Origin of the sequence: Paenibacillus sp. 32O-W, from assembly GCF_007679495.1 — a bacterium.
Lineage (GTDB): Bacteria > Bacillota > Bacilli > Paenibacillales > NBRC-103111 > Paenibacillus_L > Paenibacillus_L residui.
The window spans coordinates 30,475-56,520 of sequence record NZ_VEGP01000025.1 but is presented as its reverse complement, the minus strand read 5'-3'; the positions used below and the strand labels follow the sequence as shown (position 1 = coordinate 56,520).

18 protein-coding genes are annotated in these 26,046 nt (G+C 52.5%); 1 reads left to right on the top strand and 17 read right to left on the bottom strand.

The window, feature by feature from the left end:
* Nucleotides 1–426: 426 nt before the first annotated feature.
* The 6 genes from FS806_RS11985 to FS806_RS11960 form a co-directional block, all read right to left on the bottom strand.
* Nucleotides 427–2,784, bottom strand: coding sequence for a helix-turn-helix domain-containing protein (locus FS806_RS11985; protein WP_144936385.1), 2,358 nt, complete (start codon nucleotides 2,782–2,784; stop codon nucleotides 427–429).
* Nucleotides 2,785–2,977: 193 nt separating this feature from the next.
* A complete protein-coding gene (locus tag FS806_RS11980) occupies nucleotides 2,978–3,865 on the bottom strand; it encodes a carbohydrate ABC transporter permease (protein WP_260982063.1) in 888 nt (295 codons plus the stop codon).
* A gap of 16 nt (nucleotides 3,866–3,881) precedes the next feature.
* Nucleotides 3,882–4,808, bottom strand: coding sequence for an ABC transporter permease (locus tag FS806_RS11975; RefSeq protein ID WP_144936414.1), 927 nt, complete (start codon nucleotides 4,806–4,808; stop codon nucleotides 3,882–3,884).
* Between the two features lie 242 nt (nucleotides 4,809–5,050).
* Nucleotides 5,051–6,685 carry an extracellular solute-binding protein gene (locus FS806_RS11970; protein ID WP_144936382.1) on the bottom strand — a complete coding sequence of 545 codons (1,635 nt, stop codon included), beginning with the start codon at nucleotides 6,683–6,685 and terminating at the stop codon, nucleotides 5,051–5,053.
* Nucleotides 6,686–6,828: 143 nt separating this feature from the next.
* Entirely contained in the window at nucleotides 6,829–8,724 is a 1,896-nt protein-coding gene (locus FS806_RS11965; protein WP_144936379.1) for a discoidin domain-containing protein, read from the bottom strand.
* Nucleotides 8,725–9,610: 886 nt separating this feature from the next.
* Nucleotides 9,611–10,102, bottom strand: a complete 492-nt coding sequence (locus FS806_RS11960) for a hypothetical protein (RefSeq protein ID WP_144936376.1) — start codon at nucleotides 10,100–10,102, stop codon at nucleotides 9,611–9,613.
* 564 nt (nucleotides 10,103–10,666) lie between these two features.
* On the opposite strand from FS806_RS11960, the gene FS806_RS11955 reads away from it, so the two are divergent.
* Nucleotides 10,667–11,599, top strand: a complete 933-nt coding sequence (locus FS806_RS11955; RefSeq protein ID WP_222126654.1) for a DUF2167 domain-containing protein — start codon at nucleotides 10,667–10,669, stop codon at nucleotides 11,597–11,599.
* A gap of 92 nt (nucleotides 11,600–11,691) precedes the next feature.
* On the opposite strand, the gene FS806_RS11950 is transcribed toward FS806_RS11955, so the two are convergent.
* From FS806_RS11950 to FS806_RS26165, 11 genes are all read right to left on the bottom strand, one after another.
* On the bottom strand, nucleotides 11,692–12,900 hold the full coding sequence (locus FS806_RS11950) for a glycoside hydrolase family 88 protein (RefSeq protein ID WP_144936370.1): 1,209 nt from the start codon (nucleotides 12,898–12,900) through the stop codon (nucleotides 11,692–11,694).
* 3 nt (nucleotides 12,901–12,903) lie between these two features.
* Nucleotides 12,904–14,166, bottom strand: coding sequence for an alpha-L-fucosidase (locus tag FS806_RS11945; protein ID WP_222126653.1), 1,263 nt, complete (start codon nucleotides 14,164–14,166; stop codon nucleotides 12,904–12,906).
* A gap of 114 nt (nucleotides 14,167–14,280) precedes the next feature.
* The gene (locus FS806_RS11940; RefSeq protein WP_144936367.1) at nucleotides 14,281–16,008 is read right to left on the bottom strand and encodes an alpha-L-fucosidase; all 1,728 of its coding nucleotides are present in this window, start codon (nucleotides 16,006–16,008) and stop codon (nucleotides 14,281–14,283) included.
* Nucleotides 16,009–16,047: 39 nt separating this feature from the next.
* Nucleotides 16,048–17,217 carry a Gfo/Idh/MocA family protein gene (locus FS806_RS11935; RefSeq protein WP_144936364.1) on the bottom strand — a complete coding sequence of 390 codons (1,170 nt, stop codon included), beginning with the start codon at nucleotides 17,215–17,217 and terminating at the stop codon, nucleotides 16,048–16,050.
* A 137-nt stretch (nucleotides 17,218–17,354) separates the two neighbouring features.
* The gene (locus FS806_RS11930; RefSeq protein WP_186328339.1) at nucleotides 17,355–19,325 is read right to left on the bottom strand and encodes a heparinase II/III domain-containing protein; all 1,971 of its coding nucleotides are present in this window, start codon (nucleotides 19,323–19,325) and stop codon (nucleotides 17,355–17,357) included.
* A gap of 350 nt (nucleotides 19,326–19,675) precedes the next feature.
* On the bottom strand, nucleotides 19,676–21,217 hold the full coding sequence (locus FS806_RS11925; RefSeq protein WP_144936358.1) for an extracellular solute-binding protein: 1,542 nt from the start codon (nucleotides 21,215–21,217) through the stop codon (nucleotides 19,676–19,678).
* Between the two features lie 72 nt (nucleotides 21,218–21,289).
* Nucleotides 21,290–22,162, bottom strand: a complete 873-nt coding sequence (locus FS806_RS11920) for a carbohydrate ABC transporter permease (protein ID WP_144936355.1) — start codon at nucleotides 22,160–22,162, stop codon at nucleotides 21,290–21,292.
* Between the two features lie 12 nt (nucleotides 22,163–22,174).
* Entirely contained in the window at nucleotides 22,175–23,122 is a 948-nt protein-coding gene (locus tag FS806_RS11915; RefSeq protein WP_144936352.1) for an ABC transporter permease, read from the bottom strand.
* 404 nt (nucleotides 23,123–23,526) lie between these two features.
* Nucleotides 23,527–24,252 (bottom strand): helix-turn-helix transcriptional regulator, encoded by a 726-nt coding sequence (locus FS806_RS11910; RefSeq protein ID WP_144936349.1) that lies wholly within the window; start codon nucleotides 24,250–24,252, stop codon nucleotides 23,527–23,529.
* 22 nt (nucleotides 24,253–24,274) lie between these two features.
* Complete coding sequence (locus tag FS806_RS11905) at nucleotides 24,275–25,858, bottom strand: cache domain-containing protein (protein ID WP_144936346.1); 1,584 nt, start codon at nucleotides 25,856–25,858, stop codon at nucleotides 24,275–24,277.
* Nucleotides 25,842–26,046 (bottom strand): hypothetical protein (locus FS806_RS26165; RefSeq protein ID WP_222126652.1); only part of this gene is annotated, 205 nt, incomplete at its 5' end. The genes FS806_RS11905 and FS806_RS26165, both read right to left, overlap by 17 nt.

The window sequence follows — 26,046 nt, the reverse complement described above, 5'->3', positions numbered from 1 at the left end:
CGATCTTCCCTTCCTGCCCCTCCTTCAAAAATACGTTACTTTGCCGTGAACCCCTCGCAACTCCACAACGTGACGGGTGGCCTTCGAAGTTTATTCTGTCCGCACCTGCCCGGACCCGCGTCTAAACCAACGCCAAAAGCGATCTTCCCTTCCTGCCCCTCCTTCAAAAATACGTTACTTTGCCGTGAACCCCTCGCAACTCCACAACGTGACGGGCGGGCTTCGATGGAGCCCCGGGAAATCCCCCACAATAGTGACGCATGCCTTAGCTTACTCCAAATACTTCGCAGAGTGCCCCAATGCCAAAAAAGGACAGCCGTCAATCACAGCTGTCCCTCGTGCTCACCCTGCTCCGGATTCGTTATGACTAATTTTAACATATGCGTCCGTCCATGAATGTCGAATTTTGTCAGCGATCCTCAGTAATTATTGGGGCAGCGATAGCCGGCCGGCCTGGATCAGATTCCGGTACTGAATGGGAGTCACTCCTTCGAGCTTTTTGAACTTGCGGATAAAATTGGTCGGATCAATATAACCGACCCGCTCTATAATCTCCCCCAAATTCATATCGGTCGTCCTCAGCAGCTCCTTCGCCTTCTCCATCCGGATTTGGTCGATATAGCGCATCAAGGAATCCCCGGTTTGGTTTTTGAAGAAGCGGGTCAGATAGGATGGGGAAAATCCGAATTCCCCAGCAATCTGCTCCAGGTTGATGGTATTATCATGATAATGCCGGTCCACATAGGCGACCAATTGATCTAACAAGGCTATATTTTTGCTTTCCTTATGCCGCTCCACATACTCGCATACCCGGTCGCAGAATTCGATCATTTTATGCTCCAGCGCCTCTACCGTTTCAAACCGGGACACGAAAAAACGCTCCATCGCCAGATCCGCTGCCTCGATTTTCATATCCATTTCCAGCAAAGTTTTCATGACCGTGTTGATCATATCGAAGCCTATAAATTCGACCTTCTCTATCGATATAGGCTGGTTGACCATGCTGCTCATCATATCCCGGATGACGGTCCGGACCTCATCGCTATTCCCTTGCTTAATCGCTTTGACCAGAAGCTTCTCCGATTCCAACGGATACCAGATGATGCTTTCCTTCGACTTCTCGACTTCGCTATAGCAGATGACCTGGTTGCCTCCCTTGACCAGCCGGCATCGGGCCGCATGGTCCGCCTGCGTCAAAGATTGCGGAAGCTTGGTGATATTATTGAACATCCCGCCGATTCCAACCGTGACGCCAACCTGGTAGTGCTGATTGGCAAACAGCCTTACCTTCGTCCCCAGGTCGGCCAAATCGTTAAGCTCGTCCAAGCCTTCGCGGATATTGAGCAGGATGACGATGCCCCGCCCTTCCTTGTATTCCGCCCCCCATCCGGCGCCCAGCCTTTGGGACAAATTCTCGGCCATCTGGATCAAGCTGTACTTGATTATATCCTGCATAGGCTTTGTATTCTCTCCGACAAACCGGTCGTAATTATCAATCAGCAGCAGCATAACGGCATAATGAGGGTACTCCGCAGGCCAATCCAGAGCTTCCCGGATTTCATCCCATTCTTCGGTGCTTTTCACCTTGCCCTCTACAAGTGACAGAACATAACTCGCCTTTAACAAACTGGCTTGGCTGTTCAGCTTCTCCAGCAGCCCTTGGTTCTCCCGGGTCACCTCGCCGATCGCTTTCGAAATCAGGCTGATTTCATCGGTTTTCCTCGGCCATTCCTTGATGATTCGTCTGTCGGCCAGCCCGCCGGCCAGCTTGAGAAGAGGCCGGTAATTCCGGATCGAGAAAGCAAGGGCCAGCAGCAAGCCCAGCAACAGGACAGCGACCACCGTGTAGTGAAAAATAGTGCGGGTTTCATTCACCTTCCCCAAAAATTGATCCGTCGGCATAACCGTAATATAGGACCAGCCATTGGTTTCGGATTTCAGTTGAACCATGGAGTAATCCGTTCGATTGACGGATACCGACTGGATGGCCTCACCGGATTCCGAAGGCGGGAACGCTTCGAGAATGCTGCCCGCCTGCTCTTCCGAAATGTTGGACAGCACTTTCGTTACGGGTCTGCCGTTCTCGTCCAGTATGAATGTAAATCCGCTGTAATCCTTGAGAACCTTGCTGATCATCGAATTCAATTCGTCTTCTTTGATGATAAACAGAACAACCCCATACCCTCGGCTGGCATCGACCGACAACGGATGCAGATAAAGCACATAACCGGAGGAAGGCGCCCCTCCGGCGGCCGCTTGCTCCACGGAACGGATCACGGGCTTCTCCAGGGAAGACAAGGTGGAGACGAACTCCTCCTTGCCCCACTGGCTAAACGGGTAGGCGAATCTAAAGAAATAATCGATGCTGTGAATGCCGCTTGCCGCATACATCGTGGAGGCCTGCCCATCTCCATAGTACAGAACGACTTCATGAACAAAGTCATTGGCCGACCGGTATTTTTTCAAATCCTGAACCGCCTGATAAGTTCCGTAACCGCCTTCGGCAACCATGAATGGGGTCAGCAGGGGATTGGCGGCAATTTGCAGAGCCATCCGGTTCATTTCACTCGTTCTTGTGTCCATTGCCTCTTTAATTTGGGTCAAGGTCGCAATGACCGAGCCCTCGACTTCCTCCCGCAGCACCGAAATAAAGGAACCGTATATGACGCTGCCGACGATAACCAGCAGCATCACGATCAGTAATATATAAGAAAACAAATACTGATAGAAGCGTCCGGACCATGAGGGCACGCGAAATATCCGTTTCAGAACCGCTCGCATCATGAGCGCTTTCCCCCTTTTTGCAGCCTGATATTGGTCTTCTGTTGACTAAGGTTATAGATGAGAGCAGGGATGGCCTAAAAACTTTTTACCAGATTATGTAAGCGTATACACATGTAAAAACACGGGCTACAACAGGTATAATACACCACGAATTTGTAACCCATGTCAATTTTATGTTTAGATTTCGTTAAGATTAGCCTTTTAGTGATCCTATGAAAATCCCTTTGACGAAATATCGCTGCAGGAACGGGTACAGCACAAGCACCGGCAGATTGGCGGCAATCACGACGGCATACTTGATCGATTCGGCTTCCATCAGCTTCTTGGCCATGCCCTCCTGTGCACCGATATCCATCATTTGCGCGGTCTGGCCCTGGATGAGAATTTCCCGCAGAATGATTTGCAGAGGGAACTTGTCTCTTTCCGTCAAATAAACCAGCGCGTTGAAGAAGGCGTTCCAATGCCCGACTGCGTAGAACAAGACCATGACGGCCAGAATCGGGGTCGAAAGGGGCAGTACGATTTTAAATAATATTTTGATGTTGGAGCAGCCGTCGATCTGGGCGGCCTCCTGAATTTCGTGAGGCAGGCTCTGCTGAAAGAACGTCCGCATAATGATGATATTCCATACGGACACCGCATTGGGAATCACCATGGCCCAGATCGTATTGATCATCCCCAGGTCTTTCACCAGCAAGTAGGTTGGAATCATTCCCCCGCTAAAAAACATCGTAAACACCAGAAACGCCATCACGCTGTTGCGGCCATACAAATCTCTTCTGGATAACGGGTAAGCGGCCAGCACAGTCATCACCAGGTTGATCGCCGTTCCCAGAACCGTGTAGAGAAGCGTATTTCCGTATCCTTGCAAAATATCTTTATTCGCGAACACTTTCTCATATCCGACGAGTGTCAGGCCTTGCGGCCATAACCATACCTTGCCGTTTAAAACGGCCATCGGGTCGCTGATCGAAGCCATGGCCACGAACCATAACGGGTACAGCACGACAATGAGTACCACTGCCAGCATGAACCCGTTGATGAGCCCGAACAGCCTGTCTCCCCATGATTCTCTGTCCAATACTGCTCTTCCCTCCTTACCACAAGCTCGTTTCACTCACTCTTCTGGACAGGTAATTGACCGAAACCAGCAGAATGAAATTGACTATCGCATTGAACAGGTCTACCGCTGCGGAGAAGCTGTACTGCGCCTCCAATATCCCGCTCCGATAAACATAAGTCGATAGCACGTCCGAAGCTTCCATATTCAAATCGTTCTGCATCAGAAGCACCTTCTCGAACCCGACTCCCATCAAATTTCCCACGTTCAGAATAAGCAGGATGACGATGGTCGGCATAATGCCCGGAAGGTTGATATGCCAAATTCTCTGCAGCCGGCTGGCCCCATCCACCTTGGCGGCTTCATGCAGCTGAGGATCGATGCCGGTCAGAGCGGCCAGATAAATAATAGAGCTCCAGCCCATATTCTGCCATACGCCCGATAACACAAAAATTGATTTAAACCACCCTGGCTCGGTCATGAACGAAACCGGTTCCAATCCGAACAGTTTGATTAACTGATTGATCAGTCCGCTGCCCGGAGACAGGAAAATAAATACCATCCCCACCATGACGACGGTAGACAGAAAATGCGGCGCGTAGGTAACAGTCTGTACCGTCTTGCGGAACCATGCAGCCCTTACTTCATTAATCATCAAGGCGAGAATAATGGGAACCGGAAAGCCTACCACCAGCTCGTAAATTCCGATGCCAAGCGTATTCTTGATGAGACGCCAGAAGTAATAGCTGTTGAATAATCTTTCGAAATGATCCCACCCGACCCAGGGGCTGTCCCAAATCCCTTTGGCCGCCATAAAATCTTTAAAAGCAATTTGCACGCCATACATAGGAACATATTTAAAAATGACGAAGTAGGCGATCACCGGAAGGAGCAGCAAATAAAGCTCCCAATTTCTCCAGACCGACCGGATCGCAGGATGCCGGCGGTGTTTCCGCGGAGGCATGGAGTTAGCCGTCTTGCGGATATTCGAATGCGTATAGGCCAATGACTCGTTCTCCTCCTATATATTTTCGTAGAAAACTATCCCCAAAGGTTTCAGGTTTCCACCCTTGCCCCCTAACCCGGTTCCCTTGACCATACGGACATCAAAGGAACCGATAAGTAGTTATAGGGGCCGCCCGGTGCTTGTCCATTGGCACTTAGCGTCCGGACAGGGCGGCCGGAAAGTCTTGGTTCAGGTCAGGATTAGCCGTTCTTGTATCTCTCATAGGCCGACTGATAAATTTTCATATACTCCTCTAGCCCCATCTTCTTGATGGTCTGTACATATTCATCCCATTCGGACAGAGGCTTGGCTCCGGTAATGAACTTGGCCCGCATCTCCGTCACATAAGTCCCGATATCCGAGCTCAAGCCCGCCATTCGGCTGTTTTCCTCCGAGGTGAAGGAGAAGGGCGGCCATACTTCGCTGCCGGCATAGGGCTCCAGCAGCTTGGCTGTCTCCATGGAGGTCGGCAGGCTCTCTCCCCCTTTGAAATACTGCTCGGAGATGATTCCCGGGGTTCCGCCTCCCGGCCAAATCAAATATTGCGAGACCGCCTCGTCCAGCGACAAGCCTCCCGGATGATTGGAGATTTCGTCCAGATATTCCGCCTTGCCGTCCGCCCCTTCTTTGTAGGTCACTCCCTCGAAGCCCATGAAGAACATCTTGCTGCCTTCCTCCCCGAAGAAGTGGTCGATCCAACGCATCGTCGCTTCAGGATGCTCATTCTTGTTCGTGATAACGAAGGTTCCCAGCGTAACCAGAGAGGAATTTTTGACGACCGTCTTATCGCCATGCGGTCCCTCCAGCGCCGGCGCTCCTTCAAATTGCTTGAGGTTCGCCCAGCCTACGGGGTCCCAGCCGATATAGGATCCGTACCGGCCCGACTGCATTCTCGCCAGAAACTCCGCGGAATTCATCGTGAAGATATCCGGGTCAATCAGCTTCTCCTGATATAATTTTTGAACATATTCCAGCATCTCTCTATAGTTGTCGTCGATGGGGAAGAAGCGCAATTCGTCCGTCTGCGGATTCACGTCCACATAAGAATGGCGCGACCCTCTGTTCTGCAAGCCCCAAGGGCCGTAAAACCATTTGATCAAATAATTGATGCTCTCGGACCCGAGCGGAATCTCGTCGTCCTCCCCGTTTCCGTTCAAATCCTGCCCCTTCATGGCTTTGAGAAATGAATACAGCTCCTCGGTCGTTTCGGGCTTCTGCAATCCCAGCTTGTCCGTCCACTCTCGATTAATCCAAGACTTCGGGTTAATCAGTACCGAGGTGAAGCCCGGATCATACACTCTCGGGATCGAGTAGATATTGCCGTCAGGCATCGTCAGCCCCTTCTTGATGTCCGGATTTTCGTCCAGCAGCTTTTTGATATTGGGGGCATATTCCTCTATCAGCTCGTTAAGCTTGATAAAGACACCCTGCTCTCCATATTTCATTACATCTTTATCCGACAACAGCGCCGCGTAGAAAGCATCGGGGAGGTCTCCCCCTGCCAGAATCAGATTCCGCTTCTCGCTTAAAATCTCTTTATTAATCATCTGCCATTCGACATCGATGCCGGTCATCTTCTCATATTCGTTAAACAGCATAATGTCATTCCAGTCCGGACCGTTCGCCGTAGCCTTGCCCGCTACGATATTGAGCTTGATCGGCTCGTTCACGATTGGAAACCCGGTCTTGTTAACAGCGGCACCTGTGCTTTCCTGTTCCGAAGGGCCCTCCCCCTTCTTCTGGCCGGCTGCTCCGCCACCGCTTTGACATGCAGACGTTAATAACAGGACCGCCGCCATGGACAGCGACATCCAGCCTGCTCTTTTCCCCCTCATTCCTATCCTCTCCTTCTCAAAATTCATCCGGCCGGCCGTTGGCCAGCCCGTTAGCTTCGTTACGTAATTCACTGTGTTTTTCTTCCGCAATCCGGCTTTATCCGCGGCTCTTTATACTTGCTGCCGCCCACGCGCCCAGACCCTTATTCACCAGCATTCACAACGGATTCCTGCACTTTACCCGGTTCATAACGGACACGGATCTCTGCCGCCGAAGCCACCCCGCCGCTCCCCTCGGTCGCTTCCAAGCGAAGATATCGGGTGCCCGGAGCGAAGAATTCGATCTTCTTCAGATAGTAATCACGATCCCATACTCCGGAAGCGACCTCGGCAAATTGGGCTCCATCAGCGCTGGCAAGCACCCGGTAACCCGTAATGATGCCATCCGGCTTGAAATCCGCGCGAGTCTGGTAGTCCAGGCCGGTAACATCGTAAACTCCTCCGAGGTCGAGAGTAATCGATTGCGGCAGAGGGTCTTTCGGAGCCCACTCTGAATGCCACATCGTCTTCAGATTCCCGTCTATCGCTTTGGAGGCTTCGTAGCCTACATGCTCGCTGGTGGAGTAGGCCGTCATTTGACTATGCGGCACATAGGACGGCTGCGGCTCCGGCGGATCGGGAAGAGTATTCGAATTCCGAATGATCAGATCGGTGATGACCGCGGCATGATCGGAATAGAAGAGGCGATCCGTCCCATGCTCCGGCAGCCGCTGATCCCGGGTATGCGAGCCGAGGATCCTCATCTCCTGCCCGTAGGCCCATATGTAATCAATGCGTCCCGGAGCCATGCCATACCCGTGGTAAGGGCTCCAGGTGCTTCCGGGATAACGGGCCGCATCCGGGTTCGCCCAGCGGTACGAGTCGATAAATCCGGCTTCCTCCATCAGCGAAGTGACCGGCCACTGCAGCACAAGCCCGGCATGGCCCGGCGCATCGGCAAACCTCTCGCTCCAGTCTGTACTGGACAGAGTGTTGAAGTCTCCGGCCAGCAGAATCGGCGAAGTATCGCCCTGCAGAAGAGTGGGAAGATTGACCGTAAGAATCTTGCGGATATGCTCTATCCGGCGGACCAAGTCCGTAGCCACAATCTCCGCATTGGTGTAAGTACGCGGAAGTCCGTACGTAATTTCGCCCACTGTGCGGTTCACATAATCCCAGGCCCAGCCCTCATGGTAGATCCAAGTATTGAATACGTTCACCTCTTGCCCGTCGGGAAGCTGTACCTTGATTCCGCCGAAATGGAAGCTGTTCATCAGTCCCGGATGCTTCATAACGGGATACTGCTTGACCACCGGAAAACGGCTGAAAATCCACAGGTTATCATTATCCGGCTGATGCACCGGCTCATTCGTTACCTGGACCGCCGTATATTGCTGATCTTCAGGCAAGCCTTCATTTAGCCCCGCCAATATTTTCTCCCCGGACCGGTAGGTCTCTACGGTAAACAGAATGTCCGGATTCTCATGGCGCATCACATCAATGATCTGCTGAACGTTCTCTTCCCCGCCGGCGGACCGGCCTCCTCCCCACAAATTCCAAACCATGGCGCGCACCGGAGTGCCCAACGGTCCCTCGGTGAATTCATGAGATACTTCTACGGTTAATTCCCCATGCGGAACATGGAAGTCGGTCGAAACAGCCTGCTGCCCATCCGGATAGACTACACGCCGGGCGAGAACATCCTCGTCTTGTCGAATCGTAAAGACAACTTCATTCCCCAGCACAGCGCCTCCATCGGTAGAAGCCTGGACAGTACAGAGCTGCCCTGCGGCATGATGCGGCAGATTGACCGGAGCCTTGCTCTGGGAGTTCAATACCGCCAAGGCTTCTGTTCTGCCGTTACACACCAGCTCCAGCTTGAAGCGGGGATTGCGGGGAACCGAGTCGCCGTTTAGTTCGACGGAGAAATTGACGGTGTCCTTGCCCGGGGCTGCCCCTGCTGCCGCCAGCCCTATGGCAGAATCCGTCGCCAGCATGCTGATCATCAGGATGAACGCAAGAATGGGCATAATTATGAAATTCATTCTGTTCTTACACATTGTTCTTCCTCCTAATCCATGGATAGGTCCATTCCAATCAGTTCGGTCACCTATTCCCTCCACTATCCATCGAAGGCATGATGCTATATTTGCTCTCCTCTTTATTTCTCTTTATCATTTCATCTTTGAGATTTCTTCTTTGAGATTTCTTCTTCGACTTTTGTTCCCTAAGAACTCCGCTCCCCCTTTCATGTTTCCACCACTGTACCTTGCATCGCGTTTTTTTGTCCATCGGCAGCACGGACGCCGATATGCAATTCTTTACAATGCCCGTCATTCCTGGCATTTCGCATCTTTTTTGCGGAGCCCGCCGCTTCGATGTTTCTTTCCTCCGTTCCTCCTTGAGGCGGCGAGGGAGCATTAATATCGGAGGTGGATTTTCATCAGAGAACAGACTATGAATTGCACATATTGATTCTCTGGACCAGTCTCTCCATCACATTACCTATCGCATCAGGCAAAATAGACAAAAAAATACCGGGAACCTGAATGGCCCCCGATTCAACAATCTTTGAGCATCTTCGAACGGCTGCGAAGAAGCGATCATATAATAATCCAATAATGCACGTTAATCAGCCCTTTTACTTATAAGCGGATTTTCTCTTAAAAATTGGAAGGAACGGCCAGAAAAAAAGCAGATTAAAGTGCACCAATCGTCAAAGTATGGACATACACCTCGAGTTGCGCGAAGCTCATTTTTGCCGACGGTTTTTCTCAGTTTCCCTGGTCTTTCTCGTTTTTTTTCGGTGCCCTTTGGTTTTTCCTTGTTTTTCCCAGTTTTTCTCAAATTACACCGGAATCCCTGATTTTCCCCGGTTTATCCCCGCTTTATTACTGGTTCTCCGCTAACCTCACCCGGCCGGAATCACGCCGTTAGCCTTCCGCACTACTCTATGAAATCTTCCACTTCATCAAGTTTATAAGTGTATACCTTCTTCTCATCCACATGATAGATGGTCAATAAGCGGCTGCTTTCATCGTAATTTAGTATCCGACACGGAATCCGTCCTCTCGCTTCGCTGTTCCGGTTGACTACCAGCCAAATTAGCCGGCCGCTGGCCATCCAACCGCGAATCCGTTCCTTATTCCGGTCCTCCTCATGATGCTGTTTAGATGCCTCGGCATTCTCCGCTCCTTCAGAGATGCCGTCGGGACGGTCCGGGATAATCTCCACATCTCTTACGCCCGCATGACGAAAGAGAACATGGAGATAATCTATCGCCTGCTGTTCATCCATGTTCTCGATCGATACATGAATGTTAAATTTATGAAACTTTCCGTTCGAACCACTGCTCTTTGTCATCTGATCCCGTGATGCCTGCCCTTCTCTGGATGAATTAATAATATTTGCGGTATAGCTCTTGCTTGGCCATTCCACGGGAATTCTCCCCTTTCCGTTGCCAGCCTCATTAACCCCCATTGTTTTCCTTATTGGGGAATTTTCCCCTCTATACACAAGATCAAAGCAAACCGGATTTGTCCGCAATAGCATCCGTCCGCCTGCTCTCAGCTTAGTAGTCCCATAGACTCAACATTACCCTTAAGGCCTATTATCCATCTTCTTCCCTACTTTAGCAAGACAACATTTTCCTGTCCTTCTTTGTCGAAAAAGGTCGATTTATAATCAATTATCAAAAAAATTCAAACTCTAACTGACCAAAATAAGTGATAAAATAACATTTTTTTGCTTTCATTACAAAAGTCCTAGAAATAAATAGTTCTCAATGACTGTCACATTCTGGTATATTTTCCCCGATAATAGAATCTAGTGTTCATTCATAAATTCTAGGTATAGAAAGGACAACGGTCTATGGCAATGGAAAGGGCATAGGACAACGGACCTGCGCCCGGTTTTTTTTTGCAAATTGGAAAACATATCAGTGGAGGGTTTAACCAGAAAATGAAGATCATTCGAAGCACACGTATTTTTTTACACCTTATTATGCTTACCTTGGTAACGACATTATGGCCGGCTGCCGCATTCGCCGAGACAAGCAGCAATGATATCGCGGCAAAGCTTTCAGCTCTGAATTGGGTGGAAGGCAGCGGGCAAACAATAGAAATGGGCGATGGCCTCGCCGAACTGAAATTGAACGAAGGTTTCCTGTTTTTGAACAGCACCGATGCCAGAAGCTATCAGACAATCACCGGCGGCATGCCGTCCAACAAAGAGATCGGGGTTGTCTTCCCGGAAGATGAGAATCAGCTATGGGCAGTGTACTTCGAGTATGAAGAAACCGGCCATATCAGTGAGAAGGAAAAAGACAAGATCGACGCTAAAAAGCTTCTAAAAAGCTATCAAGATGGCACAGAAGAGAGCAACAAGTCATTATCCGAAGAAAACCGCTTATATGTAGATGGCTGGGATACTCCCCCCTTCTATGACGAGAAAACGCACAACCTATCGTGGTCCTTGCTGGCGCGCGACGGCATGGGGAATAAGCTGATCAACTACAATTCCCGTATCCTGACTCGCGTAGGCGTAGTTTCTGTCATCCTCGTATCGGATCCCGACAATTTGGAAGCCGATCGCAAAGTGATGGAAGAGCAGGTGCTTTCCGCATTCTCGCTGAAGGAAGGACACAGATATGACGACTTCGATCCAAGTACGGACAAAAAAGCAGAGTACGGATTGAGCGGACTCATTCTTGGAGGGGCCGGAGTTATGGCTGCCAAGAAATTAGGTCTGCTGTCAGCCCTGCTGCTGTTCCTGAAAAAATTCTGGATTGTCGTTATCGCAGGAATCGGCGCACTCTGGGGACTGTTCAAGAGATTCCTGGGCAAGAAGGAGACAGCGGAAGAAGCAGGAGGTTCATCTTCTGCAGATGCTTCCCTCGACCCTAATTCCGATCAGCGCGAAGATCGGCCATTATAAGGTAAGACAGGGGGTCCCGGCTAAGGGATCCCCTTATTGTTTCTTGCTAATAAAGCATCGGCCTCCATTGTCCCCGCCGGAAAGCCCGGCGCCTACCAGTAAAGCTTCCAATCCTTAAGCACGCGTACGAGTGCCTCGAAATAATAGTAATCCCCCCAGATGCAGCACTCATCCACCCCGTTGTTTAACGGTTTGCCGTAAACGGCATGGAGGAGGATTCCGTTCGAATGGGGAGTGCTCTCCGTCGTGTAGCGCTCTGTCAGCGATTTTAAAATATGAAGAGAAGCATTCTCATACAGGCGCCTGTTCTCGTTAATAACGGGAAGATGTCCGGCAAGCTCCAGCATCCCGCATACGGCTATGGCCGCAGCCGAGCTGTCCCTCTCCTCTTCTCCCTCGGTAAAAATCAGATCCCAATAGCAAACGTAATCTTCCGGAAGCCGGTTCAGGAAATAATGAGTCACTTTCTGCCCTAGATCGATGAGCGACGTATCCCCCGTATAACGGTAGCTCAGAGGAAAGCCGTAGACCGCCCAGGCCTGCCCTCGTGACCAGCACGAATCGTCGGAGTAGCCCTGCGCCGTTCTGCCGTATTTCGGCTCGCCCGTATCGACGTCCATATAGAAAGTATGATAGCTGGAGGAATCGTTCCGGATCAAATACCGGGCCGACTGCCGGACATGCCTCTCAGCCGCGCGATGATAAGCCGGACGTCCCGTTTCTTCGGAAGCCCAATAGAGCAGCGGCAGGTTCATGCAGCAATCGATAATCATCCGCCCGCGCTGCTGCGGATTATTCAGATTTCCCCATGCTTGAATGATACCGGCGGTTTCGAAATAACGCTCCATCAGCAGATCGGCCGCTTTAAGCGCGGTTTCCTTGGCCTGCCCGTTGCCTGTAAGCTTATAGGCGGCAACACAGGACAGCGAATAAATAAACCCCAGATCGTGGGTTTCGGTGCCGATCCTTTCATCGACCCGTCTGCGATACGTTTCCAGTTGGATTTCCGCTGTTCTGCGGTATTTGTCGTCCCCTGTCACCTCATAGGCAAGCCACAGCATACCCGTCCAGAATCCGGGAGTCCACTCGATATTTTCCCACGGCTCGTAGACGTTTCCCTTGCTGGCCGGGGACGGAAACCTGTCCGTAAACACGTCCAGATTGCGGTCTATTTGCGCAAGAACATAGTGGATCGCCCTTTCGACTGATGCCTGAGTCCATACGGGAGGCTCCGCATATTTGCTTCTGTCCAAAATCCCCTCATCCGCCACATGAGTTGTCAATGTCCTAATCCCCTCCATTATTTATGCCATAGAAACTTCCGCGACCCTTACGACATAATTGACTCCATAGGGATAACCGGTAGCATAGAAACGGAGCGTTCCGGCTTCCTCGTCTTGGGTGAATGACAGCTCTTCCCCGTTGTCCAGCCAACGAATGGACGCGACTTTCCGCTTCAGGCCTGTGAATGTTTTCTCCCCGGCCCCGCCCCCGTTAACGGTTACATTTGCGTGGCCGCTGATTTTAAGATGGTAAATGAACAGGTAGAGCTTCCCGTCGGGGGTCTCCAATACGAAATGATCGCCTTCCCCCTGTACATCGCTGGGCTTGCCTTCATAAATCGGCTTGCCGAATACGTTCAGCCAGTCTCCGATCATCTCGAGCATCGCTTGTTGAATCGGAAGAATGGCCCCCTCGGCGGTCGGGCCGACATTGAGTAAATAATTCGCTCCCACTTTGCGGCATGCGCACAGGTTCTCGATAAGTGCCGGCACCGACTTGTACATGAAATCGGCTCGGCCGATTCCCCAATGATCGTTGATCGTCTCGCACATTTCGGCAGCCACATACTTGCTCATTCCTCTGCGGTCCATCGGCTTCGGGCGCCCCTGCTCATAGGTGACGCTGTCGATCTCGGGATGCCCTACCTCGCCCCTATGCTCCAGTCCCGTGTTGTTGATGATCATCGCTTCCGGCTGCAGCCTGCGAATCATTCCGTACAGCCGGTCCAGCTTCCAGTCCGCATCGGGTCTGTCCCAATTCCCGTCAAACCAGAGGCCGCCTATGGGCCCGTAATGGGTACACAGAACTTCCACCGACCGGTACAGATAATCCAAATAAGCGTCAAAATCGGACTTATAGCTCTCCTGATGCCAATCGAGCGTCGTATGGTAGAAGACCGGCAGCAGCCCCTCTTCCCGGCAGGCGTGGACGAATTCGGCAATCAGATCGCGCTTGGTGGCGCTGTGGGGAGCATCATACTCGCTCAGCCCCCGGGTATCATACAGAGAGAAGCCGTCGTGATGCCGGGTCGTGATCGTAATATAATTCATCCCGGCCCGTTTGGCCATTCGTGCAATCTCCCGCGCATCAAATTCGGAGGCAGTAAAGCTCTCCTTCAGTTTCGCATATTCCGCTCCGGGAATGCCGCCGATCTTTTGAATCCATTCGCCCTGCCCGAGCTGGGAATACAATCCCCAGTGAATGAACATGCCGAAGCCCAGCTTCTCGAATCGCTCCACTCTCGGCTCCGGTACCGGAACCGCTTTCGCGCCCATTCCATCCATTCAAGCTCATTCCTTTCCTTGGATTTCCCCCTATTCTAGCATAAGCATCCGTACAAGCCATTGATGATTCCCTGCGGATAAAAAGATACCCGGATTTAACCCGTTTAAATCCCCTTATATCCGAACAAGCATGACCGAGCGCAGCTTCACCGGATCCGCCTGCCATATCTCGGTGAATTTCGAATGGCGCTCTTTGATCAAGGCCGATTTCAGCGTTAACGAATAGTGGCCCGGCCGAGGAATCTCCACTTCACCCATTATGGAATGGACCTCCGAATAAGGGTGCTGGCAAGCCGGAGAATCCGTGATGATCCGGTCCTCCTTCGGAATGCCGACGAACGGCCGATCGTTCATGACAAGCTCCACCCCAGCCTTGAATCCTTCCTCCAGCACGGCATCTGTCCGCCTGAAGCTGACCAGCGACAGCCGATAGGTTCCCGGCTGCGGAACCATAACGCTCCATTCAGCATTCCTCACCGGACCACCGCCTTCGAAACCTGCTATTACATACCCTTCCGTCAGGCGGCCGGACGGGATATCCATTTTGAGACTTCCGGAAGGCAGTACCGTAAATCCGCTGTCGATGTCGTTCTCTCCCTCCAGCTCAAGAACGACAACGGAAACATACGAATCCGGCGCTTGCGCGGGAAGGCCGATCGCAAGCGTATGAAGCTGCAGGCCATCGTCGAAGGTCTGCTCCGTCTCCAAGGCCCGCTTACCGGGGTCGGCCAGCAGATACGCATGGCTCACCCGGTTGCGCACGCCTCTTAGCACGAGCTTGCCTGTCTTCGGCCACTTGTCATTGTGGATGTGCAGATACAGCTTCCCAGGCTTGGCCGTAATCGCTCCCCAATCGAATTCATACGGAAACGGACTGGCCGATGCCGCATAGATCGCCTCCGCATTCCGGCGGGTCCATTCTCCCAGCTCCTTCAGCCGCTCCACCGACTCTCCGGGAATCGTCCCCTCCGGAGACGGCCCCACGTTGAGAAGCAGGTTGCCTCCCTTGCTAACGATATGGACCAACTTGCGAACAAGCGACTCCGTCGTCTTCCACACCTGGTCCTTCGGGCTGAACCCCCAGGTCCGGTTCAGAGTCATCGGCGTTTCCCACGGCCGCTCATCCTCGCCATACATCGGAGTCTCATTATCTCCCTTGGACTGGTAATCGCCCATTCCCTTGAAATGGCTCACCCGGCTGTTAACCAGACATTCCGGCTGCAGGCTGCGCACATGAGCGACCATGTCTTCGCTGTCCTCCTTGGACAAACCGCCCGCCGTATCGAACCAGAGGAGTCCGACGGGTCCATACTGCGTCAGCAGCTCCCGGATTTGCGGCTTCGCCAGACTGTTCCAATATATGGGGAAATCCTTCTCTTCCATCCGGTAATCCCAAGTATTGTTCGCCGCGTTATGCACCGAATGCGGATGATGCCAATCGATGACATGCGAGTAGTAGAAGCACAACCGAATGCCTTCCTCAAGGCAAGCCTCGGCCAGCTCTTTCATCGGATCCCGCTTGAACGGAGTGGCATCGACGATATTGAACGGCTCGACAGAGGAAGAATACATTGCAAAACCGTCGTGATGCTTGGCCGTTATGACGATATACTTCATTCCCGCTTCCTTGGCGATCCGCACCCATTCCCGTGCATCAAACCGTACCGGGTTGAACTGCCCGGCAAGCTTCTCGTACTCTTTCACGGGTATTTTCTCGCTGTACATCTGCCACTCGCCTTGTCCGGGGATGGCGTATAACCCCCAATGAACGAACATTCCGAATTTCGCTTCCGTCCACCACTTCATACGCTGTGCTTGCTTAACCTCCGTTGAGTTCGACAATGGCCTCCGTCCTTTCTCCCTTAACTATCTTTCGGGTAATCAACTGTTAAACGTTCCGTTCACATCGAGGGTTCGGGCGGTCGCCCCCGCCTTCATCCGGCTGCCCGCAATCTTCTCCTGCAGCTTCTCGTAATACAAGTCTTCGTCTATCGGGAATTCCACCCAGTCGTCCATCCATGTGGACAAATGCATCGCTTTGGACAAAGACAGTCCTTTGATCCCTTCTTCTCCCGGAGCCAGCAGCGGAGTACCGCTGCGAACCGCGTCCACAAAGTTCTGAAAAATAACGATATGCCCGTCCTTGGCCGGTTGGCGCACCGGGATTTCGCATTTCCAGCATTCCGGCTGGCCGAATCCTCCGGTAAAGGTCCGATTGAACTCCGGCTCGGGAACCGTCAGCCGCCAGAACGTCATCGTTCCGTTCTCGATGACGATTTTCCCCCGGTCTCCGGTCACTTCATAGCGATTCGTTCCGGGGGCCTCCCCCGTCGTCGTCACGAACAAGCCGGTGGCGCCGTTCTCGTACTCGACATAGGCGGTCACATCGTCCTCCACTTCAATGTCGCGATATTTCTCGAAGTGGCAGAACGCTCTCATTCGCTTCGGCATCATATCGACGGTCCACTGCCACAAGTCCAGTTGATGCGGGTCCTGATTAATCAGGACTCCGCCCCCCTCTCCGGCCCAGGTCGCTCTCCACGTTCCCGAATCGTAATAGCTCTGGGGCCGGTACCAGTTCGTAATGATCCAGTTGGTCCGGCGGATATTCCCAAGCTCGCCGGCCTGGACCAGCTCCCTCAGCTTCTGATAGATTGGAAGGGAACGCTGGTTGTACATCATGCCGAACACTTTCCCGGATGCGGCGGCCGCCTCGTTCATTTCCCTGACCTGCTTCGTATACACCCCGGCAGGCTTCTCGGTCAGCACATGCAGTCCCCGCGCGAACGCCCGGATAGCTATCGGCGGGTGATCGTAATGCGGAGTGGCAATATAGACCGCGTCCACGCAGTCCGCCTCCAGCAGAGCATCCGCACTATTGAACAAGCGCACGCTCTGTCCCAGATGCTCCTTCGCCCAGGATAATCTCGCCGGATCGATATCGCAAGCGGCCGTCAGCCGTGCTCCCGCCACCTCATTTTTCAATAAATAATTGGCGGTCATCGAGCCCATATTCCCCAATCCAATGATTCCGATTCTCACTTCATCCATCATTGCTCACCCTTGTCAGACAAATTTGACTTCCAAATCAATGGCTTCCAAATCGAATAGCCGGGAATCGTTCGTGGTGCAAACCTATCCAGCTTCGCCCGGTCTTCCCCGTCGGCGTCCGCGAGGAGAAACCTGTTCTAATTACCGTGTGCCCTTTCTTTAAAAAGACGGAAGTCCAGCGGCCCATCTCCCTGGCGGCAAGGCCGGAATACCGTCACAAATTCAGCATGTCTGACCCCGGATCGTCTGCGGATCAGAGCGCTCCTCCGTCCGATTTCCGGCATAGCCGGCGATTCGGCCAAATAAAGGAGAGAGACTTCCCCATCCCAGCCGTATACCTGCATGCGTTCGTCCGCTCCTTCGCCCTCGTCCCATTTCCATTCCAGCATCCATTCGTTTCCGGTTCTGTCGATCCGGACGATTTCCTTAAGGAAAGGATATCCGTCCTCGAAGGACAGCTCGGACGCTTCCACCGGACACAAACGATGCGAAGAGTTAGGGACGGGCACCCCCGGAGTATGCACGACCCAATCGATAACCTGCTCACGGTCGCAGGCTACGGTGCAAATATCGATCAGTATCCCCTCAGCCAGCGTCACTCTCCGCTCGATTCTCGCCCCTTCGTAAGCGTCCGCGACTTCTGCGGTAAGCCGGATGACGCCGTTATCCTCCTCGGCGATCAGCAATGCCCCGTTCGAAGCGTTCTGCGAACGCCCCCCGATGACGATCGTGTTATGGGCGATCGTCTGCCGGAACCAGGCGTCATGCAGCGGATTGTTGTACGGCAGCATCCCGGCATCGGTCAGCCAGCTCCGTCCCCGCGCATAATACATGAGATGAAGCTTGTCGTAATGACCGTGCCAATCGCCATGCCCGCCGTAATCGAGATACACCGATTGCGCAGCCGGGCTGTCACCGGTCCGGGCCACCGCCATTCCCGGCTTGCGCAGCAGGCAGACCGATGACCTGCCTGCAGGACGGCTTGCGCCATCGCCGGCGGACACGCCGAGCTCCTTGCCCTCTCTGGATGCGAGCGGCCGCCCGAACAGCAGGCTGTACAGCGATGTGCGCTCCGACCTCTGCAGCAGCTCCTTCCCGATTCCATACTGCGCGAATGCGAATTCGAAGAGATGGGCGTGATCCCGCAAAGCAATTTCAACGGAATCGTGAATAGCCGGGAATGTATAATCCGGCCAACAGGCTTGGAGAGGAATGCGGAACATGGCCGCAAATCGGTCATGCTCATACAGCCTCTCTCCCAGGCCAAGGGCGGACCAGACGATCTGCAGCTGCGCCTCCAAAGTGTAAAAATGATAGCTCCAGGCCCCCTCGAACCAGAACCCATCGGTCCCGACGCTGCGCTCCATCTGAAACAGAAAACCGTTATCCGGGTCATGAATGGCGCGGTGCAGCAGCGGCCTGTCCTGTACGGCTTCGGCCACTGCAGACATGGCGAAATTATGATAAGCCTGCCAGTTCGACTCACGGCGCGGATTCCGGTTAATGACATCGATCGCCGGATAGAACAGCTTCCCCGCTATTCTCTCCTGCTTCTCCTCCGTAAGCCGGCCATTCAAGCGAAGCACGGTAAACGCCTGGGCCAACGGCCCGAGCCAGGCCGCCTCGGACAGCGTCTGATTCTGCACCCTCGCGCCGTACTTCCCCGCCTCTTCCCCTTGCTTGCCGAAGATATCGTGCAGGACAAAGGAAGAATACCGCTCAGCGTAGAAGAGCAGCACCTGTTTCGCCCAATCCGCCCACTTCTCTTCCCCGGTCACCGCATGGAGGATGGCGGCCAGCCGTGTGCGACGGCTGTACGAGCTGTGCTCCTGTTCAACGGCTGCTTCATCCCAGGGCGAACCGCTCCATACCTTCGAACAGAGGCGGCAGAGATGATGATGGCGATCTATTCGCTGAAGCCGGGCGCCATCCTCCGGACAGAAGTAATTATGAACGAAGCCGCTCGGCATTAGCGGAATATCGAGAGGAAGCTCCAGGACCGGCTCCATCTCTTCCTTCAGCAGGGCCAATGCTCTCCCGGCCCAGTCATAATTGGACACCCGCCATCTCAGGTCGTTCTTCCATTCCGCTGTTCCCAATGGGTACATCAAGGTCCCCTCCATCTGCAAGCCTGGCTGTCGGAGCCTTATGATTTCCCCGACAGCCGATCGGCCAGTTTGTTTATGCTGTCCGAGGAAAGCCGCAGGCTGTCCATCGGATTGCCCGTTTAGGCACGGTCATCCATAGTGCGGAAAACTTTGCTAGTGCTGCACATCTCGGCCCTGTTTTATGTATGCCGTCCTTGGGACGGCTTTTTCCCTGGGAGATCACTATCCTCTCGCACGGGAAGAAGTCTAAGTCATCGTCTTATTGCGTTAGCCGGACGGGCTCACCAGCGCAATAACCGGAAGACCGGAAGTTGGATGTCCCCACTTCCGGCTTCTCGTGCGAATCTCCCTTATTTCTTGCTTGCGTTATATTCATCCATATATTCCTTCAGAATTTGGGCGCCGATTCCGTTGCTCCAGGCGTCAATTTCCGCCTGAACGGCATCCCATTCCCCTTTGCCCAGCACATAATTGGTCGATGCTTCGGTCAGCTTTTTCGTATGGTCCGGGTTTTTGCCTAATGTCGGGGACAGAATGGACAGGAACGGATTTTCCACTCCCGCTTGTTCAAATTCGTCCAGCACCGCTCTCTGCGCTTGGCGGACTTCCGGAATCAGGGAGGAGGCATAGTAGTATTTGTCATATTCGTTCTGCAGAATGAGAATGGCCGGCTTCTCCTTATCGTAGAGCTTCTTCTGCTCTTCCGTCCGGTCTATCTCCCCGGAAGCGAGATCATACTTGTTGTAATGAACCCCTTCGATTCCCGCCTTGGAGATGATGGTGGCTTCCTCGGAGGCGCTCCAGTTCAGGAATTCGACGATTTTCTCCGCCTTGTCCTTGGGCACGTTGGACGGAATGACCCAAATGCCGAAATATCCTTCGATCATCTGCACTCCCTTATGACCCTTCGGACCCTCAAGAATCGGAATGCCGACCAATTCCGCATTCGGATCGGCCTTCTTCATGACGGACGTGTTGCTGTCGTCCAGCATCCCTACATTGTCCACCATGGCTCCGACCATCCCGGACTTGAATTTGTCCTTGGATTGGACGGTTTTCGTCACCGGCGCATCCTTGTCGATCAGGCCGCTCGTATATGCCATTCGGATCCAGTCCAGATACTCTTTATATTCCGGGGTTTGGAAATAGGCGACCGGCTTACCGTCCTCCACTTTGTACACATACGGCAGCCCGAAGGAGAATCCGATCGGGTTCAACGAACCGAACCACGGAGAGTTGAACGGCCCGGCCACCATAGGAATCGTATTGCCTCCGTCGGCAGGATCGTTCTCCTTGAACACCTTCAGAGCGTTCGTAAATTCATCCAGCGTCTTCGGAACGGGCAAATTATACTTGTCCAGCCAGTCCTTGCGGATGAAGATGTTGGAGTTTCCTCCACCGTATATCCCCCTCGGTCTCGGAATGCCGAATACTTTGCCTTCCACCATCGTATTGTTCCAGGTGTATTCGGGAATCTTCTGCAGATTCTCGTTCTTCTTGACCAGCTCGGTCAAATCATGGAAGGCTCCTTGCTTGGCCAGCTTCACATACTTGTCGTCCTTGCCGTCCGTCAGCAGGATGAGATCGTATTGGTTTCCGGCCGCAATCGCAATATTGACCTTATCGCTGTAGACGTCTCCGGGAACGACTTCCAGCTTCAGCTTGATGTTCGCCCGCTTCTCGATTTCCTCCAGCGTCTTATTGTTCTCCAGAACGGGCGGCTCTCCCGAAGCGAGGATGGTCAATGCTTTAATCTCCGTCGGCTGGCCTTCACCTCCCCCGTCCTTCACGGAAGCTCCCTGTCCCTCCTTGCCGCCGGAAGCGCATCCGGCCACGGTGCCCATCGTCAAAGTAAGCGCCAGGGAAATCCCTGCCCATTTCTTCATGTTCATATCGATTAACTCCCCTCTTTAAATATTGAAACCTAGCAGTTCTGCAAGCGAAGCATACCGGAAATCCTGTGCCTACTCTTTAATCGACCCGAGCATCGCCCCCTTCGCGAAGTGCTTCTGCAGAAACGGATATACAAGCACAATGGGAATCATAGCAACGATAATCGCCGCCATTTTCACGTTATCGCCGACCTGGCTGGCCAGCTCGAAATCGAGATTCGCCTCATTGGCGAAGTTGGAATTGCCGACGACAACCATTTGCCGCAGCAGCACCTGGATCGGCCATTTTTCCGGATTGCTCAAATAAATAATGGCGGAGAAGAAATCATTCCAGTAAGAGACCATGAAAAACAATGAGAAAGTCGCAATGATCGGCATGGACAGCGGAATAACGACCGACCACAGAATCCTCATCTCCCCCGCTCCATCGATCCGGGCCGCTTCATCCAGGCTTTCCGGCAAATTTTGGAAGAAGGTCTTCATCACCAGTATGGTGAAAGCATTCGTCGCTGCGGGCAAAATTAGAGCCCAATAGCTGTCCAGCAAGCCCAAGCTTTTGACAAGCAAGTATTTCGGAATCATGCCGCCGCTGAAGACCATCGTAAACAGCATCAGGAGCAGCATGATTTTGCGTCCCGGAAGGGTTTTCCTGGAGATGGCATAGGCCAATGTAATGGAAACGATCAGATTGACGACCGTTCCAAGCGCCGTTAAATAGATCGAATTTCCGAGGCTGTTGACGAACTGGTTCGTCGAGAACAAGTAGCGGTACGCTTCCAGCGTGAACTCCTTCGGAAACAGATAGAATCTGCCGCCGACCGATTCGCTGACCGGGCTGAGGGAAACGGCAAGCATATACCAGAAGGGTATGATGACCAGCAAACAAAGCCCAAGCAGGAACAGAACATTCACGCCGTCAAATATCGATAGTTTCCGTAGCTTCATGGTTGGTCCTCCCTAGAATATTCCCTCTTCGTTGAACAGCTTGGCCATGAAATTGGCGATCAGCATCAGAATCAGGCCGACTACCGAATTAAACAAGCCTATCGCTATACTGTAGCTGAATTCGAATCGCTGTAATCCGACTTTGTACACATAGAGATCGAATACGTTCGAGACGTTCTCGTTGAAGTTGTTCCACATCAGGAACACCTGCTGGAAGTTGGAGTCCATGACCGATCCGAGGCGGAGAATGAGTAGAATGATGATCGTGCTTCTTATACAAGGAAGAGTGATGTGCCAGATGTTGTGCCACCGGTTGGCCCCATCGACCTTGGCCGCTTCATACAGCTCCGGATTGACTCCGGCCAGCGCCGCCAGGAAAATGATCGTCCCCCACCCTGCATCCTTCCAGATTTGCTGGAACAGCACGACCGGACGAAACCATTCGTTGCTCATCAGGAACGGAAGATTGTTCTGAATCCAGATTTCCAGATAGTGATTGATCACTCCGGACGGGCCCAGGAAGATGAACGTAATTCCGACGATGATGACCCATGACACGAAGTGGGGAAGATACAGCACCGTCTGCACGAAACGTTTGTACAGGCTGGAACGGACCTCATTAAGCAAGAGCGACAGAATAATGGTAAGAGGAAAGTAAAACAGAAGATTATATAAGCTCAGCAGCAAAGTATTCCTCAGCAGCTCCAGGAAGGTGGTTTCACTGAAAAATCTCTGAAAATGCTCCAGCCCCACCCATTCGCTCTTCAAAAATCCAAGGTAGGGACTGTATTCCTGGAACGCGAGCAGCACTCCCCACATCGGTCCGTAATGAAAGATCAGAAAATATAAGATGCCCGGCGCCGCCAACAAATAAAACCATAGATGCTTGCGGAGGGTATGCTTTCTTAATGAACCTTTCCCCGTATGCCGCGTATTTTTGTTCAAGGAAATCTCAGCCATGATTCAACCTCCACTCTGTCTAGTACCGGCAGAACCGACTATACATGAAAGCGCTATATTCGCTCAACATGAAAGATTTGTAAGGACTGCATTTTTTCGCTGTACAAAAAACTGCACTTCCTCCAAAAATATGCACTTGACCCGTTTTCCCTTATGCCGCAAGGGGTTGGGCGATTTCCGTCATGCTTATAGTCCGCTTGCGGTGAAATTAAAAAAAGCTCCTAACGGAGCCTCTTCGAAGACGAATAACCCGGTTTTAAAGGTAACTTTTTATGCCAATTAGAAAGTTGTTCCATTTTAATGCTTTAATGAACTTAAACTTTCTAATGTGGTAAGAACAGGTATAGATGAAAACTTATACTTTCTTATATTTTAAAAAAGGCCCGTTAACGCAGGTAGATGCGTCACGGACCTTCTCTGTACATTTCCCGGTATTTCGTCGGCGTAATGCCTTCATGCTTCTTAAATACCCGATAATAATAGGAAGGCTGGTAACCGACACGGTAAGCAATGTCGTTCACTTTGTCATTCGTCGTAAGCAGCAGCTCCTTCGATTTGTCCAACCGCAGCCGGGTCAAGTAATCGATGAAGTTGATGCCCGTCACTTCCTTGAATCCCGAGCTGAGCTTGTATATGCTGACACCGAACCGGTCGGAATACGATTCCAGTGAAATATCCTGTGCGTATTCTTGTTCCATAAGAGCGATGACCTTATCCACCGTCTCCTGCATCCATTGGTCCTGCACCTGGCTCATCGTTTCGTTCAGGGCATTCATGTACAGGACGAGCTTCTCCTTGAACCAGGCGGACATTTCTTCCGGTTCGCGCAATTTGTTCAGATCGTTGTACAGATCCGGGGAGTTATAGAGCCCCTGCGGGCTGAAGCCGGACAGAATGATTTGCTGCAGCAGAACGCCCAGCAGTTGGTTCATCCCCTGGCGGATGATCATTTCCTTCCCTCCGCTTGTAGTCAGCTCCTCCACGAAACGGTCCAACTTATGAAGAGCTTCCGTACGTTCTCCCGAGCGGACGCTGCGGATCAGTTCCTTCTCCAGGGCGAACGGATACAAGCTCTCCTGCGAATGCAGCCCCGCTTGCTCCAGATCGAGAATCTGGTTGCTCTCCTGCACATTCCGGAACCGGAACAGCAGATTAACCTCCCTGTGCGCTTCCGGCAGATCGGAGACGGCGGACGACTGTCCGGCCAGGCTTGAGAATGTTCATTTTGAGCACCGAGGACAGCGACTGAATCAGGTTCTCTCCGAACTCATAAAGCTGCCGCTTGGCCTCCTCATGCCCGGTATCCTCCGGCATAAGCACGAGGACACTGACCGCCAGCTCCTGTTCGTTCACCACTTCCGCCTGATCGAATCGGCCTGCCGCAAGCTCGGCAATGACATTGGAGGCGGCGAACGTCACCAGCTGCTCGTCGCCTTCGCCGAACCGGTCCAGCAGCTTGGAGAATCCGAGCAGGCGGACCACCATCAGATAATAGGTTCTTCCTTCGGTTTCCCAGCCATACTGCTCCATTCGTCTAAGCAGATCATCCTCGGGCAAATGGCTCAGATGATCATGCAGAAGCTGGAACAGGAAAATTTCCCGCAGAGTGGCCAGGTTCTGCTCCATCCGCTCATGCAGCAGTTGGCTTTCGCTGTTCAGGAACTGCCACTGCCGTTCAATAAACTCGATCTCGTCCTTAGGGAGATCCCCCGTTTCGTTCCTGGACGAGCGGAACAGCTTCATAAGCCGGACGATCGGCTGATACAGCTGGAGTGAAGCGAACCAGGAGAGGAGAACGGCGACAGCGATTCCAAGCCCGCCCGCTGCCAGCAGAATCCGGGACGTATATACCACCGGCTGTGTCAGGTTGGACAGAGACGTGGCAGACACATAGATCCAGCCGGTCCGTGGAATCGTGCCAAAGGATACGGTATACTTCTCTCCGTTCCACTTCGTATAGAAGGAGCCGCTTGCCTGATTCTGCTCATTCACCTGCCTGCGCAGCATATATTCGAAAGGACGATAATCCGCCTCTTTGCTGTATTGCGGATCCAGCCAATCCCCGTTGGCCCTGAGCATGAAAGCGGTCGACTGGGAATCGTGCTCCGTCTGAATCAGTTTATTCATGGCGGTCTCGTCTATCATCGTCAAGAAGTAGCCGTATGGCGCTTCGTCCGGAACGAGCCGCACGAGTGATAAATAGCCTTGGGCCACCGTCCAGTACTGGGGCATGTCTTTAATATACAGCGAGCGAAAAAACTCCAGCTCCTCCGGATTGTCGATCGGCACGGCCACGTTGGCTTTGAGCGGAGAAATATAGAGGCCGGAGTCGGGCAGAAACAACCGGACTTCGCGGATTAGCGGATTGGAGTCCCCCATAATCAGCAGCATTTTGGCCAAATCGTGGGTAAAAACAATCTCTTTCTTGAACGATTCGACCGTCATTTGTCCCAGGTTTCCTTGAAGAATCGGAAAAAAGGTCCACATCGTCGACATTTTCTCCAGCTGCAGAAGCTGTTCCTCAAGCTTGCCCGCCATCGTCTCCAAGCGGAACTCATGGGCACGGTGAACCTCCTGCTCGATCTGCTTCGTGCCTACATAATAGGTTGCAAGGGCGAGCAAGGCCGTGGGAATACTGGTAACCAGCAGCAGGATGATAAGGCTCTTGCGGTAAAATCCGCTTTGCCTTGTTCTGAACAGATTCGGCAGCAGCTTGTTTTTAAATTGGATGAACATGTGGCCTCCTGATGTCCATGGCTTCGAAGTCTCTTACCATATCCGGTGGATACATAAACTGGAAATGTAGATGGTCTTTTGGAGATTCCCGGCGCGCTTTGCCAGCCCTGCCTCCCAAAGTAGAACAAAAGTGCAGGTCTTTTTGCGGATATTCGGCAAATCTCCGGAAAGACGGACAAATCTGCATG